Origin of the sequence: Trichocoleus sp. FACHB-591, from assembly GCF_014695845.1 — a bacterium.
Lineage (GTDB): Bacteria > Cyanobacteriota > Cyanobacteriia > FACHB-46 > FACHB-46 > Trichocoleus.
Map to the genome: position 1 here is coordinate 52,836 of NZ_JACJPA010000045.1, position 15,857 is coordinate 68,692.

Consider the following 15,857-nt stretch of genomic DNA (forward strand, 5'->3'; position numbering starts at 1 on the left):
TCAGCAGCGTAAGTCGTCTCTAGCTTTGCTCTCAGCTTAGCCATCTCGTCACTTTAGATGCAGACCAGGTGGGCACCCTATTTAACATCTACCTATCCTTATTTTTTGCCATTGCTAAGGCTTCTGGGCAATAACACTTAGAACAGCTTAACAGCTTGGCACTTAGCAGAAACCAGTTACTAAATTGCCTGAAACGGGTGATTTATAGTCGTAGCTGTTCCTTTAATCTGCTGGGATTCGTTGATTTTTTATTCAAAAATTTTAAGGCCGCTGATCAATGCCACAGACTTCTTTTTCAGCAGACTGGCTCCAGAAATTTTCCGATCCCTACGCCCTCCTCGGTATTTCTGTAGCGGCTGATGATAGTCGAGTTCTGAAGCGCTATCGTAACATTGCTAAAGTTTTACATCCTGATAGTTTTGGAGCTACTGAGAGTGAGACTAAGCAGTTAGCCAGCCAAATTTTTGCCCGTTTGGTCAACCCTGCCTATCAGAAACTGAAGCAAGAGAAAGACCGCACTGAATCTTTAGGATTGCTACGGTTTCAAGTACGACGCTTGAAAAGAGAAGGAGCGATCGCCCCTAAAACCAAATTAGCTCAACAGCTCAGCCAGCTCAACCTCAAAGATGCTGAGGTATTTTATGAGCAGGCGATCGCCGAACTTGGCGCGACCCAGTTTCAGCCCATCGAGCGCTTTGCCTCAGTTACTCAACAACTGTTAGAACTAAATCTGGTCTATCTACAGTTGAAGCTAGATGACGTAATTCTGCGCGAAAAACGCACAGGGCTTGTCTCTAGCGCTCCCGCCCAAACCATTGAGTTTGCGACCGCTAGCCCGCAAGAAGCACCTGCAACGGACTATGCCTACCAACATGCTAAGCGAGCTAAGGAATACTTAAAGAAAGAAAACTTAGCTCAAGCAGTTCAGGAGTTGCGAGATGCCATTAAAATCGAGCCGACTCAAGGGGAGTACCACGCTTTACTAGGATTTGCCTACTTCAAGCAAAACCTTTCCGGGATGGCTACCGTTCATTTTCGCCAAGCTCTCAAACTCAATCCTAAAGAACCCTTAGCGCTGCACTATGCGGCTAAGCTCAACCTCAACCTAGAAGATAAAGTGCGGCCTACCCAAACCACTAAAAAAAGTAGTCTTTTTGGCTTGTTTGGAGCCAAAAAACCTTGACCGAACCAGCTGAGGTACGGATTCGCGCAGCTATCCGCCGATCAAGCCCTGCATTAAAATTAAAGTAAGCCATGAGAAGCGACGATCGCCTTCTCATTATGCTTGGTAGTTGACCCAAGAAATAGCAATGGGATTTTTTGACTCTGAGATTGTGCAGCAAGAAGCAAAGCAGTTGTTTGAGGATTATCAATCCCTAGTGCAACTGGGCAGCAGCTACGGCAAATTTGACCGAGAAGGCAAAAAGCTTTTCATTGAGCGGATGGAAGGGCTGATGGAGCGCTACCGCATTTTTATGAAGCGCTTTGAGCTATCGGAAGATTTTATGGCGCAAATGACCGTGCAGCAGCTGCAAACACAGTTAGGTCAGTTTGGGATGACGCCCCAACAGATGTTTGAGCAGATGAACCTTACCCTAGAGCGGATGAAGGCTGAGGTAGAAAAAACCTCTTAGCGGCTGAAGCTGCATAGGCTAGATCAACGTACGACCTGGCCCATATACTCACCCCATAGCTGAGCTGCTTGGCCGCTACTGCCAGTAGTGGGATCGTTGTTGTCGTTGCCCAACCATATCCCAGTGACTAGAGAGCGACCCGGAATGTATCCGACGAACCACAAGTCAACACTGTCGTTCGTAGTTCCTGTTTTTCCCGCTTCTCCCAAGCCTAATGAGGCACTGCGCCCCGTTCCGCTCTGTACGACTCCCTGCAGCAGCCCGGTCATCGTATCTGCGACTTCTGGCGGAAGCACAGAAACGTTAGCTTCCGAATCTTGGTCGTAGGTATAGATTACTCGACAAGTTTGGAAGTTATTGCGGTCTTGACAATCACTGCTATCCAAAATGCGTTGAATAGCATGGGGACGATGGCGAACTCCACGATCGGCTAGGACGCTAAAAGCGCCTGTCATTTCCAGAGGGGTGACTTCACTTTGCCCTAAGACGAGACCTGGGACAGGATTAAGCTCAGACTGGATGCCCATTCGCCGAGCTGTTTGCACGACCTTATCTAAGCCCGCATCTTGAGCAATTCGGAGGGCGATCGGATTTTCGGAGAGGGATATGCCGCTATACATATCCAAGCTACCACCCCCAGCGTTACAGCCACTAAACGATTGGCCGCCCCAGTCTAGAGGAGCGCAGGAGTAAGGCTTTCCCGGCGAAATTCCTTGCTCCAAGGCTGCGGTGTAGCTAAAAATTTTGAAGGTAGAACCAGGCTGGCGTAGAGCTTGGGTTGCTCGGTTAAATTGACTTTGCTGGTAATCGACTCCACCGACTAAAGCCAGGATAGAGCCGTTGCTGGCATCTAGCGTGACGATCGCGCCTTGGGAAAAATTGTAAGTAGCCCCAACATTAGCGACTGAATTCCGCAAGGCAGTTTCTGCCAAGGTCTGCATTTGCAGGTCCAAGTTGGTCTCAACAATAAAGTTACCTTCTTCTGCTAGTTGCTTGCCGAGCAGAGTTTGCAACTCATCAAACACATAGCCATAGAAGTAAGGCGCACGAGTACTCTCTAGAATTTCCCTAGCTTTGGGATTAATTTCAATGCGCGATCGCCGGGCTCGCTGGGCTTCTTCCAAGCTCACCATGCCCATCGCTGCCATTCGATTAATCACGCGATCGCGGTACTCTACTGCTGCCTGGTAATCACGAATGGGGTTGAAGCTATTCGGGGCAGGCAAAATCCCTGCCAGTGTCGCTGCTTCTGAGAGGGTTAGATCTTTAGCCGACTTGCCAAAGTAAAACTGAGCCGCATCCTCGAAGCCAAAGTTACCATTGCCCAAGTACACTCGGTTCAAATACATCTTGAGAACCGCGTCCTTGCTGTAAAGCATTTCTAGCTTCAGGGCTACGATCGCTTCTCGGAGTTTGCGTCCGGCTGAATCTTGAGTGCCGACATAGTCACGGAACAAGCTGCGAGCAACTTGCTGGGTGATCGTGCTGGCACCTTCACGAATGCCTCCACCCCGAATATTGGTCAGTAAGGCTCTTAAAATTCCGATCGGATCAACGCCTAAATGCCAGTAAAATCGGCTATCTTCCGAGGCTACTACTGCCTTGGGTAAATAAGCTGAAAAATCCGAAAGTTTATTCAGTTCTAAGTGGGCGTTGTTGCGGGCAGGGCTTAGCGGTGTTTGGCGATCGCGAGCGTAGACCATGACTGGTCCTTGGATCGACTTAGGCAAGGGGCGCACCGAAAACTTAGTCCACTCAATGCCCACAAATAAGGCTGTGATCGCTGTAAGGCCGCTGACTCCGTAGAGACTATAGCGAAACGCTTTGACGTACCACGGGGGAGGGTTGTGATACTGGATGCGAACCGCTGCGGCAAGCTCCGGTGGCCCCAGAGTCAAAATGTCACCGTGATACAACGTGGATGTATTTACACGTCGTTTGCCCCGATAAATACCATTGGTCGAGTTTTCATCCTTGAGCACGAAGGGCGTTTGCTGTTGGCGATCGCGAGTCAGGGAAAGATGAATCTGACTGACGACGGGATTGCGCACCACAATGTCACAGGACTTGGAACTCCGTCCCAACAGGTAGCGATCGCCCAACAAAGGATAGACTTCTGCCTTCTCAGTCCCAGCATCTTGCACCCACAGTTCTGGCACCCTTGCATCCGGATTCAAGGCCAGTTTGGAAAAATCAATCTTAGCCTGAATGGTCTGTACAGCTTGGGTCAAGTTACCCAACAGGGTTTTAGATTGACGAGGGGGCTGAGGAGGAGTCATTCACTACCAACACAAATTTAGCTAGAGCAATCGGAAGCAGTATAAACAACATTTGACTGAAGTTGAGTCAAGGATGTTGCGCTTGTTGCAGTTACTCAGCGGCAATTCAGAGTTTAGGTGGCAACCTCATGAGTTGATAGGATTGATTGCCCAGCCAAGTATCTTTACCCGCTTCATCCTCAATCATACAAGCTAGACTTAACTGCTGCTGTCAACAAACCGCTGAGTAGTCTGAGCTTACCGCTGAGTAGAATCAGGATGCGAATCTCCCTTAGCAACATCCTCCCCTCTGAAAGTAGCAATTAACAAACAAACAATTCCAACATTAATGAACACATCAGCAATGTTGAAGACCGGAAAATCAATCAACCGAAAATCCAAAAAATCAACGACTCGACCCTCCAGAAAGCGATCGATGCCGTTGCCCGCTGCACCACCTAAGATACAGCCATAGCCAGCCTGTTCCCAGCGATTCATCCTCGGCCCAAACAAACCTAGGGCTACCAGAATTAAGCTAACTCCCAAAGATAACCAACGCAGCCAGTCACCGCCTTGACTGAACAAGCTAAAAGCAGCACCTGTGTTAGTCACATAGGTAAAGTGAAAGACATTGGGCCAAAGTGCCCAAGATTCGGGAGGAATCGTCAAGTCAAACTGAGTTACAACCCAGTACTTAGTCACACGATCTAAAATCAAGCTAATGAGAGCTGCAAGCCAAAAAAAACGATTCTTCCAATTCATAGCAACTGGGTCAGAAAATTTCAAACCAACTAGGCACCCACCAAGCACTACGAGGCAGCAGACAACGTTACTTGATTTAGCCCACTTCAGTAAAACATTAAATGTCGAATCGTAAAGGCTAGAACTGTGACTGCACAAGTAAGAGCCAATTGGCCTGGCAAAGCATAATAAGAGTACTTCAACACTGCTTCTAGCAATGGACTTGTAGCATTCACCCAGCTAAAAAGATAGCCAACAATCAAATACACCAAACCAACTAAGTGAACGCTCAGCAACCCGCAAAGACAACTAAAAGTTAAAGCCTCTAAGCGAGGTGGAGCTTTAAAGGCCAATGAACCACATACCCAGGCTCCTGGCACAAATCCTAGCAAGTAACCAAACATTGGCTCTCGGATATAGCCAAAGCCCCCACCTTGAGTAAACACTGGGAAGCCCGCTAGACCCAGTGCCAAGTAAGCAATTTGAGAAAGTACCCCGGCATTTCTCCCACCCAAGCAGCTAGCCAATAACACTGCCCCAATTTGACAAGTCACCCCTAGTGGATAAGCTTGGATGCCAGAACTGTCCCAGCTCCAAGGCGGGCTAGTAATCGACGCCCCTAAAAAGGTGCCACCAATCGTTAAGATTAGGCCGATAAAGGCCCAGAGTAGTTCAATGGGAGCAGCCACTATGGGTTCAAGAATACAGAGCGATGGGGGCGGGAGTAACAAGATTATCCTCTCCTAAGCTAGAGGTTTAGCGACCTCCAAGATCTAAAGCGCTGATCGCAATAAGTCTGTAAAAGCTTATTTATAACGCTTGAGAATCAACTAGCGTGAGAAGCAATATCAGTTGATTTGCCTTTAGTGTTGGCATTGTATCACTGGATTGGAAGCACCTACGCTCCTAGGCTGGAAGTACAGCCTTCAACGCCAGAGTTGTTTAATTCAGGCAGTAAGCAGCAGCTCAAAATTGCCTTAATCTGTCAAGACAGGCTCAATTGCAGCCGCCTGATTTACTGTTTTATTGGGATTAAAGTAAGCTTCTAAAACTTGCCGCACCATGGGAGCTGCAAACGAGCCACCACCGCCACCAGAGTTTTCGCCAAACGCCACAACTAAGACTTGCGGCTTATCAAGGGGAGCATAAGCTCCAAACCAAGTATGAGATTCGCGGCCAAAGTCTTCAGCAGTACCACTCTTACCAGCCGTTGGCGGAATTGTTGATACATTGAGAGCAGCGCCAGTGCCACCGTCCACAACCTCTCGTAAGCCTGCCCGCAAAACATCAACGGTTTCAGGTCTGAGCTGTAAAGATTCACGCCAATTTCGGGCGGCTTCATTGTCCTTGAACAGGTGAGGCTTAACTTTGTAACCACCATTAGCAGGCACAGCAAACATCACTGCCACTTGCAAAGGTGTGGACTGAAGAAAGCCCTGGCCGATCGACATATTAACGGTATCCCCCAGGTACCAGCCTTCCCCTAATTCCTTGCGTTTCCAGGCATCATCTGGCACTAAACCTGCTGCTTCTTCAGGTAGCTCAATACCCGTTTTCTGGCCAAATCCATATCGTCGAGTCCAAGGAATAAGGGTCTGGTCCCCAATTCCCATGGCGATTTGGTAGAAGAATGTATCGCTGCTCCATTTCAAGGCTCCCGCGAACCCTAAGACGCCAAATCCAGCTCGGTTCCAGTCACCAAACTCGATGCCTCCTACAGTGATAGAAGGGTAGGTATTCAGGACAGTATCCGGAGAATATTTATTGGATTCGATCGCGGCTGTAGTGGTAACAATTTTGAACGTACTTGCAGGCGGATACCCCTGCACGGCTCGGTTGACGAAGGGATGGTCTTCACTTTGCAAGCGCTGCCATTGAGCATCTGTAATTCGGGTCGAAAACAGGTTTGGATCGAAGGCAGGGCGGCTAACCATGGCCAGAACTGCACCATTGTTCGGGTCCATGGCTACGATCGCGCCTTTGCGATCGCCCAAGGCCGTTTCCGCTGCTTTTTGCAACTTCAAATCCAAGGTTAAGCGGACATCTCTACCTGCCTGAGTTTGCTTCTCACCCAGAATGCGGACAACTTGACCCATGCCATCCACTTCAACTTGCTGGCCGCCCCATTCACCTCGCAATTGTTTTTCATAGGCCGACTCTACGCCCATTTGGCCAATCACATCACCGAGGCGGTATCCTTCATCCTTGCGTTTTTCTAGCTCTTCATCGCTCATCTCACCTGTGTAGCCCAGCACATGAGCCGCCAGGTCCCCGTGAGGATAGTATCGAACGGCTTCTGCATCAACCTCCACCCCCTCCATCTCGCTGGAGTACTCGGCTAGAGCCGTAACTTGAGCTGGGCTTACACCCCGCGCAATCCTGACTAAATAGGGAGAAGTATACCCTGCTTGTTCTAGCCGCTTTTGGATTTCAGCTTCGGGGATCTGCAAAATCTGAGAAAGTCGATTTAAAGTCGCAGGCCACTCAGATTGCTTCCGCGCCAATGGCCACAAAAACACTGAGTGCGACAGGCGACTACCAGCCAAGATGCTGCCGCCTCGATCTAAAATTTTGCCGCGCTCTGGTTGCTTGGGGATCAAGCGAATGCGATTATTTTCTGCCAACTGGCGGTTCCGATTCCCCTCGACCAATTGTAAGTAAGCCAACCGACCGCCAATTCCACCCAGCATTAATAAACTGACAACCAACATGAAAGCTATAGACTGGTAGCTTCTGCCAACCGTACGCGCTGCGGGTTGTTGAATGATGGGAGGAGATTGTGTCAAAGTCATAAGGTCGGAAAAATTGTGTCCGGAGAAATTAGTGGCAGTGAGTTTTTACCTAGTCTACCGCTAGTCTCCCTGCCAAGCGCAAATCTTGATTTAGTGAAGAATTATTGCACGCCGACTGGGTTGCCCTGTTAAAGTTATTTGCTTAACAGTGTTTAGCTTTTAATCTACAAAACCAGTTTGGGCAGGCTATAGATTAGAACAGTCCCATTCCTTAACCTTGGTTAGGTGGATAAAATAGACCAAAGCCGGTTCTTGCCTCTCCCAAAGGGCAGAAATTTAATTTGGCTTTGCGTTCGTGGGGAAATCAGCGCAGGAAATCGCCACTATGTCTCAGACTGCTACACAGCGTCAGGATGCGATCGGCATCGATACTGAGTTTGATGTTGAACTTCGTAAGGTTTTCAAGGTCTTCAATAGTGAAGCAGTCGTCCGAGGCATCGATCTTAGTATTTGCAGAGGTGAATTCTTTAGCATCTTAGGTCCCTCTGGGTGTGGCAAAACGACAACCCTCCGATTAATTGCTGGCTTTGAAACTGCTACTGCTGGAGAGGTGCTGATTCGACGCCAAACCATGAATCAGATTCCGCCTTACCGTCGTCCTGTCAACACAGTTTTTCAAAGTTACGCCCTATTCAATCACTTAACGGTTTGGGACAACATTGCTTTTGGCTTAAGAATTAAACGCCAAAGTCGAGCTGAAATTCGTGAACGAGTAGGCGAAGCATTACGGTTGGTCAAGATGGAGGCTTACGCCCATCGATTCCCAGCTCAACTTTCTGGAGGGCAGCAACAACGAGTTGCATTGGCGCGGGCTTTGGTGAATCGTCCAGCTGTGGTGCTCTTGGATGAACCGCTAGGGGCGCTAGACCTGAAGCTACGAAAAGAAATGCAGGTCGAGCTGTCCAATCTACATCAAGAACTGGGCGTCACTTTTATTATGGTGACTCACGACCAAGAGGAAGCTTTGAGCTTGTCAGACCGCATCGCTGTCATGCATGAAGGCAAGATTGAGCAAATCGGTTCGCCTACTGAAATTTACGAACGACCCCGCACGCCATTTGTGGCAGATTTCATTGGAGACACAAATCTTTTCCGAGGCAAGGTTGTAGAGGCAGATACCGCTTCCTTAAAGGTAGAAACAGAAACTAGACTCAAAGTTATAGCCAAACCTTGGGAATCTGGCAATTCACCCATCACGGCTCCAGTCGTGGTGAGCGTCCGACCGGAAAAGATTCAGGTGAGTTTGTATACACCTAGCGTGTCCCATAATTGTTTTGAGGGACGACTGAAGCATGTGATGTATTTAGGAACGCATGTTCATTATGTGGTGGAGCTGCTTTCCGGCGATCGCGTCACAGTCATGCAACCGAATACAGTCGGTGCCCTGCCCGATCCTGAAACTCCTATCTACGTTTATTGGGCCGCTACAGACTGTCTGGCTTTAACTGCATAGGTAGGCACAACAACATTTTTCGAGACAGCATGTCAACGCGACGGCAATTCTTAAACACTACAGCATCCGCGCTTTCGGGGCTGGCGCTTTCCAGTTGTGGTTGGACTCTGGCCCAAGTCAGGCAATCCGCAGCTCAGCCTGGCACCTCCAACAAGCTCTATATCTACACCTGGTCCAACTACACGGATGAAGATTTACTGAAGAGCTTTAGTGAGCAAACTGGCATTGAAGTCATTACCAATGTCTTTGACTCGAATGAGTCGATGTTGGCCAAAATTCGGGCAGGAGGTGGTTCCGAGTACAGCATTATTTCGCCATCCGACTATATGGTCCGCCAGATGAGCGAAATCGGACTCTTGAGCGAGCTGGATCACAATCGCTTAAGCGGTCTCAACCAGCTTTTGCCACGCTTTCAAAATCCTGTTTATGACCCTGGCAATCGCTATAGCATCCCGATTAGTTGGGGCACCACCGGACTGATCTATAACACGCAGAAGCTGAAAGAACCTCCTACAGATTGGAATTATCTCTGGGACAACCAAAAGCAATTAACTCAACGCATCACCTTGATTAATGATGTGCGCGAGGTGATGGGCGCGACCTTACGGATGCTGGGCTATTCTTACAACTCCACGCAACCTGCCCAGTTAGAGCAAGCTTACGAGAAGTTAGCGGCTTTGAAACCCGCGATCGCTACGTTTACTTCCGATGCTTGGCGCGACCAAATGGTGGCAGGAGATTTATGGTTAGCGATGGGGTACTCGGCTGATGCCATTAAAACAGCTCAAGACAATCCAAATCTCAAGTATGTGATTCCTCGCAGTGGCACATCTTTGTGGACTGATACGATGGTGATTCCCAAGTCAGCTCCAAATCCTGAAGCCGCTTATGCTTGGCTCAATTTTATTTTGCAGCCATCGGTCATGGCTCAGGTGTGTTATCGCCTGAAGTTTGCTACTCCTAACCGCGCGGCGATCGCTCAGCTACCCGCCGACATCCGCAACAACACCAACCTATTTCCGCCAGAATCGCTGCTGACTAAGTGTGAACAAATCGCTCCTATTGGCCAGTTCAGCGAAGTCTATGATCGCTACTGGACGCAGCTAACCAGCAGTTAAATAATAGTCGTCTCTCTTCCTAGGTCTACGCATGACGCCTCTTGCTTCCAGAAATACTCCCGCTGCATCGGATATAGGTCGTCCGGAGTCAAAGTGGTTAGGGCCATTGGTCCTGTTAGGGCCATCTGGCATTTGGCTAGGTTTATTACTAGTGATGCCAGCCTTAGTAATTTTGGAGTTAAGCTTCGTCCCAGGCATTCGACCAGGAGATGTCGTTAATCCCTCAGGTTTAGACAACTACATCCAAATCTTTCAGCCGATTTATCTACAAGTCATTGGGCGATCGCTATTTTTTGCCATTAACACCACCATCATTTGCCTGCTGCTGGGCTTCCCGGTAGCTTATTGGATTGCCCTTCTGGCTCCGGCGCGTTGGCGCAATTTATTGTTACTGTGTTTCGTGCTACCGCTTTGGACTTCGTCGTTGCTGCGCTCTTACGCCTGGATCACCATCTTGAGGCCGACAGGTGTCCTTAATACTTTGCTCGCGAGTATCGGCTTGCCGCCTTTGACTTTACTGAACAGCAGCTCGGCTGTATTAATTGGCATGAGCTACAGCTTATTGCCTTATATGGTTCTAATTCTTTACGCCTCTTTGGAAAAACTCGACCGCAGGCTATTAGAAGCGGCGGCTGATTTAGGAGCTCATCCCAGCGAAGCGTTTTGGAAGGTGACAGTACCACAGACCTTACCAGGAATTGCTGCTGCCTCCTTACTCGTGTTTATTACCGGGTTAGGCGATTTCGTGGACCCCGAACTGTTAGGCGGTGCTTCTAGCATGACTGCGGCGCGCCTCATTTACAACCAGTTTCTGGGAGCTACGCAAAATTGGGGATTTGGGTCCGCTTTGAGTATGCTGCTAATTCTGGCAGTCAGTCTGGCGATCGCTTTACTAATTAAGTATGGCGATTCCACGTCGAAACGCTAAATTGGGCGATCGCCGGGTCATACTAAGTCATCAGGGTGCCAACATTCAGGATTTAGACACTATCGCTCGAAGGATTCATGTTTCTGTGATTGGACCGCAAGCCAAAACGAACCCCCGTGCTTCCTGGCAGGCCCTGTTCTCCCTGCTCATGTTTGGGTTCATGTATTTGCCCATTATCGTCCTGACGTTCTATAGCTTTAATCAGTCAGCCTATAGTGCTAGTTGGACAGGGTTTACTTTGGCGTGGTATCGCAAGTTTTTCGCTGACGAGCGCATTTTAGCCGCTCTACAAACGAGCTTAATCGTGGCCTTAGTAGCGGTGGCGATCGCAGCCGTGCTAGGAACGCTGATGACAGTTGGTTTAACCCGCTATCACTTTCCAGGAAAAGGGCTGTACCGAGGGATGTCGTATTTGCCCTTGATTATTCCCGACATCGCGATCGCCGTTGCCACCTTAGTTTTCTTGGCCGTGGTGGCAATTCCCCTCAGTTTATGGACGATCGTAGCTGCCCATGTGGTGTTTTGCTTATCGTATGTGGCGATCGTCGTCTCCACTCGTTTAACTGGGCTAGATTCTCACTTAGAGGAAGCAGCGCTAGACTTAGGAGCCACGCCCACTCAAGCTTTCATGCAGGTGTTGCTACCTGAACTCATGCCAGCGATCGTCTCTGGTTGTCTGTTGGCCTTTGTGCTGAGCATGGATGACTTTCTCATTGCCAGTTTCACGGCTGGAGGGGGAGCAACTACGCTACCAATGGAAATTTTCAGCCGCATCCGCACTGGAGTGAAACCAGATATCAACGCGCTCAGCGTCGTCTTGATCTTGGCGTCCGGTTCCGTTGCCTTTGTGGCTGAATCCATTCGCTATCAAGGTTCGCAAAAGCGGTTCAAGTAGCTAAAGTCATTTGCTTATAGGAATCTACTTGTCTGGAGTAGCGCGATCGCCATAAACCCAGCGCCAGAGCGGATGGCTCGGTCCTTGCTGCTGAATTCGCTGCACTTGTCGCTCTAAGCGTTGTTTTTCTGGTGCAGGCAGCCCCAGGAGAATGTTGCGGCTTTGCCAAACCAGAGTTGCTACGGTTAAACCAAGACATAAACCCAGCCCAAATGTGGGTACTGGATTGTAAGCAAACCCATAGCGAACGGCTGACCAAGTAAAATACTGCACCCACAAAGCAAATTCTTCTCGCAATCCCCAAAGACTGAGGATGCCAATCGTCAGCCAGAGGCAGAGGACAAAACACCATCGCCCCCAAACTGTTAGCTCATGCAGTCTCACCAATTCTGGCGAAAGCTTGGGGGTGTGGGTCAATTCTGGGGTGTGGTCAGACCGCTCCATAAGTTCTAGCTAGCTCGAAGCAGCAATTGCCCTGAGGCAAAGTTAGGCATCCTCAGAGCTAACAGAAGCATCGATCGCCGGAGCACCGGTGGCTAATGCTGGGATTGCTTGACCATTACGCCTGCGCCACCAAGCCAACAGAGTACTGGCAATGAAGATGCTAGAGTAGGCTCCCATCGTGAAACCAACAATTAAAGCGAGAGCAAAGTTCTTTAGCGTTTCTCCACCAAAGAAGAAAATTGACGACAGGGTTAACAGGACGGTGAGAGTGGTGTTGATGGAGCGAGTCAAGGTTTGGTTGACTGCATCCTCAACAATATCGTCAATATGGCGTTCAGGATTGAGGATAATAGTCTCCCGGATGCGATCGTAAATCACGACGGTATCGTTAACCGAGAAGCCCACAATCGTGAGCAGCGCCACAATAAACAAGCTATCCACTTCGGTCCCAAACAATAGGCCAAAAATTGAAAACATGCCAACTGTGACCAGAACATCGTGGAACAAAGCCACGATCGCCATAAAAGCGTAGTCGAACTGAAACCGGAAGCTCATGTAAACGATAATTCCGGCAAAAGAAACAATCAGCGCCAACATCCCAGAAGTGAATAGCTGACGACCAATCGTGGGACCAACCGTGTCAATCTGAGTAGTTTTGGCATCAAACTTACCGACTGCTTGGACTAAAGCAGCTTGGAGCTGGGTCCGTTCATCTACATTCAGGGTTCTGGTGCGGATGGAAACGGCTTGCTGATTTTGCCCTACTACCTGAATACTGCTCCCACCCAGACCTTGTTTGTCCAGCACTTCACGTACTGTACCTACATTCACTGGTTGGTCACAGTTGTTGGGTACTGCACAATCCAGTTCAAATTGAATCCGAGTTCCGCCAACAAAGTCTAGGCTGGGGCGTAGAGGCGCTTTGATGTCAGGGCGTGTCCAAGAGATCGCCATTGCTATCAAGCCACTGAGGATGATGAGCAATGAAATGCTCCACCACAGCGATTGCTGCTTCATAACCTTGAGTTTCATGGAGTCACCCCTGCTTGAGGCTGATTAGACGCGGGTACTTTAGGGCAATAGAGTTCAGTTTTGCGTAGGGCTGGAAAGCTGATCGCGAGCAGCATTAAAGTACGGCTACAAGTAACAGCGGTAAACATACTAATCATGACTCCTAGAGCCAGCGTTAGAGCAAACCCTCGCACTAAACCTGCTCCTAGCCAGAACAAAGCACCACAAGCAATTACCGTTGTGACGTTACTATCTAGGATGCTAGAGAAAGCTCGATAGAAGCCAGATTCTACAGAACGATACAGAGTTTTACCTGCGCGTAATTCTTCACGGGTCCGTTCAAAGATTAAGACATTGGCGTCTACGGCCATCCCAATACTGAGGATAAATCCTGCGATTCCAGGCAGGGTAAGCGTCACACCCAGCAGGGTAAAGGTGGCAAAGGTTAGTAGCGAATAGATGACTAAGGCTAGATCGGCGATCGCACCGGGTAGGCGGTAATAAACCACCATAAAGATCAACACTAGAAACAAACCACCCAATCCAGCATAAATACTGCGCTGGATGCTATCTCTTCCTAGAGTCGCTCCCACTGTGCGGTTTTCCACGATCTCCACAGGGACAGGTAAAGCGCCACCCCGCAATTGCACTGCCAAATCGTTCGCTTCTTCAGCCGTAAAACGGCCTTCGATTACAGCGCCACCACCTGTAATGCCAGTTTGAGCAAACTGAACACCTACGGTGGGAGCACTAATCAAGCGATCATCTAAGAGAATGCCAATGCTTCGTCCCGTTCCCGCCAAACTCTTGGTTAAATCTGCAAATAGCGTTGCTCCCTTAGAATCAAACTTGAGGGAGACATTCCAGTTATTCCCACTGGCTGCGGCAGGCTCAGCCGATGCATCTTGGAGGTTTTCTCCCGTTAAGCCACTCCGCTCAAACAGCTCTGCGATCGCCGCATTACTGCGCTTGATCGCCGCTTGGTTTTCGGCCAGTGCTGCCTCATTACCAGCGCCTTGTTTCTGCAACTCTGCCTGCTTAGCCTGCAGTTCTTGCCGCACCTGAAACTCCACGCCTAGCTGAGCTTCTGTTCCTGGTTTTTGCTTGCGGAAGTCTAACTGAGCGGTACCACCCAGCACCCGCTCTGCCTGTTCCGGATCGCTAACTCCGGGAAGTTGCACCAACAGTTGGTCCTCCCCGACCGTCTGAACCACCGATTCAGACACGCCTAATCCGTTGATCCGTCCTTCTACCACCCGCTGCACAGCTTCCATCACGCGAGGAGTGATTTCCTTCACATTTTCGGATGGTTTTACTTGCAGGGTAAGTTGAGATCCCCCTTGTAAGTCCAACCCTAGCCGCACCGGAACTTTCGCGATCGTCACAATCGAGGCGATGACGAGGACGATAATTAAAGCCAATAATGAACGCTGTCTTTGCATAAGTCCTGAGTTTGGAATTTTGAGTGTTGAGCTTGAAGGTTAATTCAGAGTTCAACCTCAACACTCAAACCTATCTTAGCTACACTCGTAGGGCCACCATTTTTTGCACAGCTTCAACAATTTGTTGTGGCTGCACAATCGTGAGATTTTCTAGGGTGCCGTTGTAAGGTGTGGGAATGTCCTGGGAGGAAAGACGCAACACGGGAGCATCAAGTTCATCAAACAAGCGATCGTTGATTGAAGCAATCAGCTCGGCGGCAATCCCACCCGTTCTCATACACTCTTCTACGATGATCACCCGGTGAGTTTTGCGAATCGAAGCCCCGATCGTGTCAAAGTCCAATGGCTTGAGGGAGATTAAATCAATCACCTCTGAGTCATAGCCATCTTTTTCCAAGGTTTTTACGGCTTGTAAGACATGATGACGCATCCGAGAGTAGGTCAAAATCGTCACATCTTTGCCTTGCCGCACCACTTCCGCCTTGTCTAGAGGCAGCGTGTATTCTGCTTCGGGCAGATTCTCCTTCAAGTTGTACAGCAGCACATGCTCGAAGAACAAAACTGGATTGTTGTCTCGGATGGCAGACTTCAATAAACCCTTAGCGTTGTAAGGAGTTGAGCAAGCCACAATCTTCAACCCAGGTACTGCCTGGAAGTAAGCTTCTAGACGCTGGGAGTGTTCTGCCCCTAGCTGTCGGCCAACTCCACCCGGACCTCGGATCACCATCGGGATCTTGTAGTTACCACCAGATGTATAGCGCAGCATCCCAGCATTATTGGCAATCTGGTTAAAGGCCAGCAGCAAGAAGCCCATGTTCATGCCTTCAATGATCGGGCGCAGCCCAGTCATTGCCGCTCCTACTGCCATGCCTGTAAAGCTGTTCTCGGCAATGGGTGTGTCTAGAATCCGCAGCTCACCGTATTTTTTGTACAGATCTTTCGTGACTTTGTAGGAGCCGCCATAGTGGCCTACATCTTCCCCCATGACGAGCACGGAGGGGTCGCGGGCCATTTCTTCGTCAATGGCCTCACGTAGGGCGTTAAACAAGAAAGTCTCTGCCATCGATACCTCTGAGTTGCGGCAACAGTCTACTGGTCAAAATCTAATGGTCGAAATTGCTTTGGTGATCCAAATTAATAA

14 protein-coding genes are annotated in these 15,857 nt (G+C 49.3%); 6 read left to right on the forward strand and 8 right to left on the reverse strand.

Features of this window, described 5'->3' with window-relative positions; all coding sequences use genetic code 11:
* The first annotated feature begins 277 nt into the window (after positions 1-277).
* On the forward strand, positions 278-1,183 hold the full coding sequence (locus H6F90_RS08445) for a J domain-containing protein (protein ID WP_190551939.1): 906 nt from the start codon (positions 278-280) through the stop codon (positions 1,181-1,183).
* Positions 1,184-1,310: 127 nt separating this feature from the next.
* Positions 1,311-1,634, forward strand: a complete 324-nt coding sequence (locus H6F90_RS08450; protein ID WP_190438912.1) for a DUF1825 family protein — start codon at positions 1,311-1,313, stop codon at positions 1,632-1,634.
* Between the two features lie 23 nt (positions 1,635-1,657).
* On the opposite strand, the gene H6F90_RS08455 is transcribed toward H6F90_RS08450, so the two are convergent.
* The 4 genes from H6F90_RS08455 to mrdA form a co-directional block, all read right to left on the reverse strand.
* Positions 1,658-3,913 (reverse strand): PBP1A family penicillin-binding protein, encoded by a 2,256-nt coding sequence (locus tag H6F90_RS08455; RefSeq protein WP_190551940.1) that lies wholly within the window; start codon positions 3,911-3,913, stop codon positions 1,658-1,660.
* A 237-nt stretch (positions 3,914-4,150) separates the two neighbouring features.
* Complete coding sequence (lspA, locus tag H6F90_RS08460; protein ID WP_190438918.1) at positions 4,151-4,654, reverse strand: signal peptidase II; 504 nt, start codon at positions 4,652-4,654, stop codon at positions 4,151-4,153.
* An 86-nt stretch (positions 4,655-4,740) separates the two neighbouring features.
* Positions 4,741-5,322: a biotin transporter BioY gene (locus H6F90_RS08465; RefSeq protein WP_370527532.1), complete on the reverse strand. Its 582-nt coding sequence runs from the start codon at positions 5,320-5,322 to the stop codon at positions 4,741-4,743.
* Between the two features lie 288 nt (positions 5,323-5,610).
* Positions 5,611-7,425 carry a penicillin-binding protein 2 gene (gene mrdA, locus H6F90_RS08470; protein ID WP_190551941.1) on the reverse strand — a complete coding sequence of 605 codons (1,815 nt, stop codon included), beginning with the start codon at positions 7,423-7,425 and terminating at the stop codon, positions 5,611-5,613.
* Positions 7,426-7,750: 325 nt separating this feature from the next.
* Here mrdA and H6F90_RS08475 point away from each other — a divergent pair, with 325 nt between their 5' ends.
* From H6F90_RS08475 to H6F90_RS08490, 4 genes are read left to right on the forward strand one after another with little or no spacing between them, the layout of a single operon-like run.
* A complete protein-coding gene (locus tag H6F90_RS08475; protein ID WP_190551942.1) occupies positions 7,751-8,878 on the forward strand; it encodes an ABC transporter ATP-binding protein in 1,128 nt (375 codons plus the stop codon).
* A gap of 29 nt (positions 8,879-8,907) precedes the next feature.
* Positions 8,908-9,996, forward strand: a complete 1,089-nt coding sequence (locus H6F90_RS08480; protein ID WP_190551943.1) for a spermidine/putrescine ABC transporter substrate-binding protein — start codon at positions 8,908-8,910, stop codon at positions 9,994-9,996.
* Between the two features lie 31 nt (positions 9,997-10,027).
* The gene (locus H6F90_RS08485) at positions 10,028-10,924 is read left to right on the forward strand and encodes an ABC transporter permease (RefSeq protein WP_190551944.1); all 897 of its coding nucleotides are present in this window, start codon (positions 10,028-10,030) and stop codon (positions 10,922-10,924) included.
* Positions 10,899-11,819: an ABC transporter permease gene (locus H6F90_RS08490; RefSeq protein WP_190551945.1), complete on the forward strand. Its 921-nt coding sequence runs from the start codon at positions 10,899-10,901 to the stop codon at positions 11,817-11,819. The genes H6F90_RS08485 and H6F90_RS08490 overlap by 26 nt, the downstream gene beginning before the upstream one ends.
* 24 nt (positions 11,820-11,843) lie before the next feature.
* On the opposite strand, the gene H6F90_RS08495 is transcribed toward H6F90_RS08490, so the two are convergent.
* The 4 genes from H6F90_RS08495 to H6F90_RS08510 form a co-directional block, all read right to left on the reverse strand.
* Positions 11,844-12,263: a hypothetical protein gene (locus H6F90_RS08495; RefSeq protein WP_190551947.1), complete on the reverse strand. Its 420-nt coding sequence runs from the start codon at positions 12,261-12,263 to the stop codon at positions 11,844-11,846.
* Between the two features lie 42 nt (positions 12,264-12,305).
* On the reverse strand, positions 12,306-13,295 hold the full coding sequence (gene secF / locus H6F90_RS08500; protein WP_190551949.1) for a protein translocase subunit SecF: 990 nt from the start codon (positions 13,293-13,295) through the stop codon (positions 12,306-12,308).
* Entirely contained in the window at positions 13,292-14,716 is a 1,425-nt protein-coding gene (gene secD, locus H6F90_RS08505) for a protein translocase subunit SecD (protein WP_190551951.1), read from the reverse strand. Before secD ends, secF begins: the two co-directional genes overlap by 4 nt.
* A gap of 79 nt (positions 14,717-14,795) precedes the next feature.
* Positions 14,796-15,779, reverse strand: a complete 984-nt coding sequence (locus H6F90_RS08510; protein WP_190551953.1) for an alpha-ketoacid dehydrogenase subunit beta — start codon at positions 15,777-15,779, stop codon at positions 14,796-14,798.
* Positions 15,780-15,857: the final 78 nt, after the last annotated feature.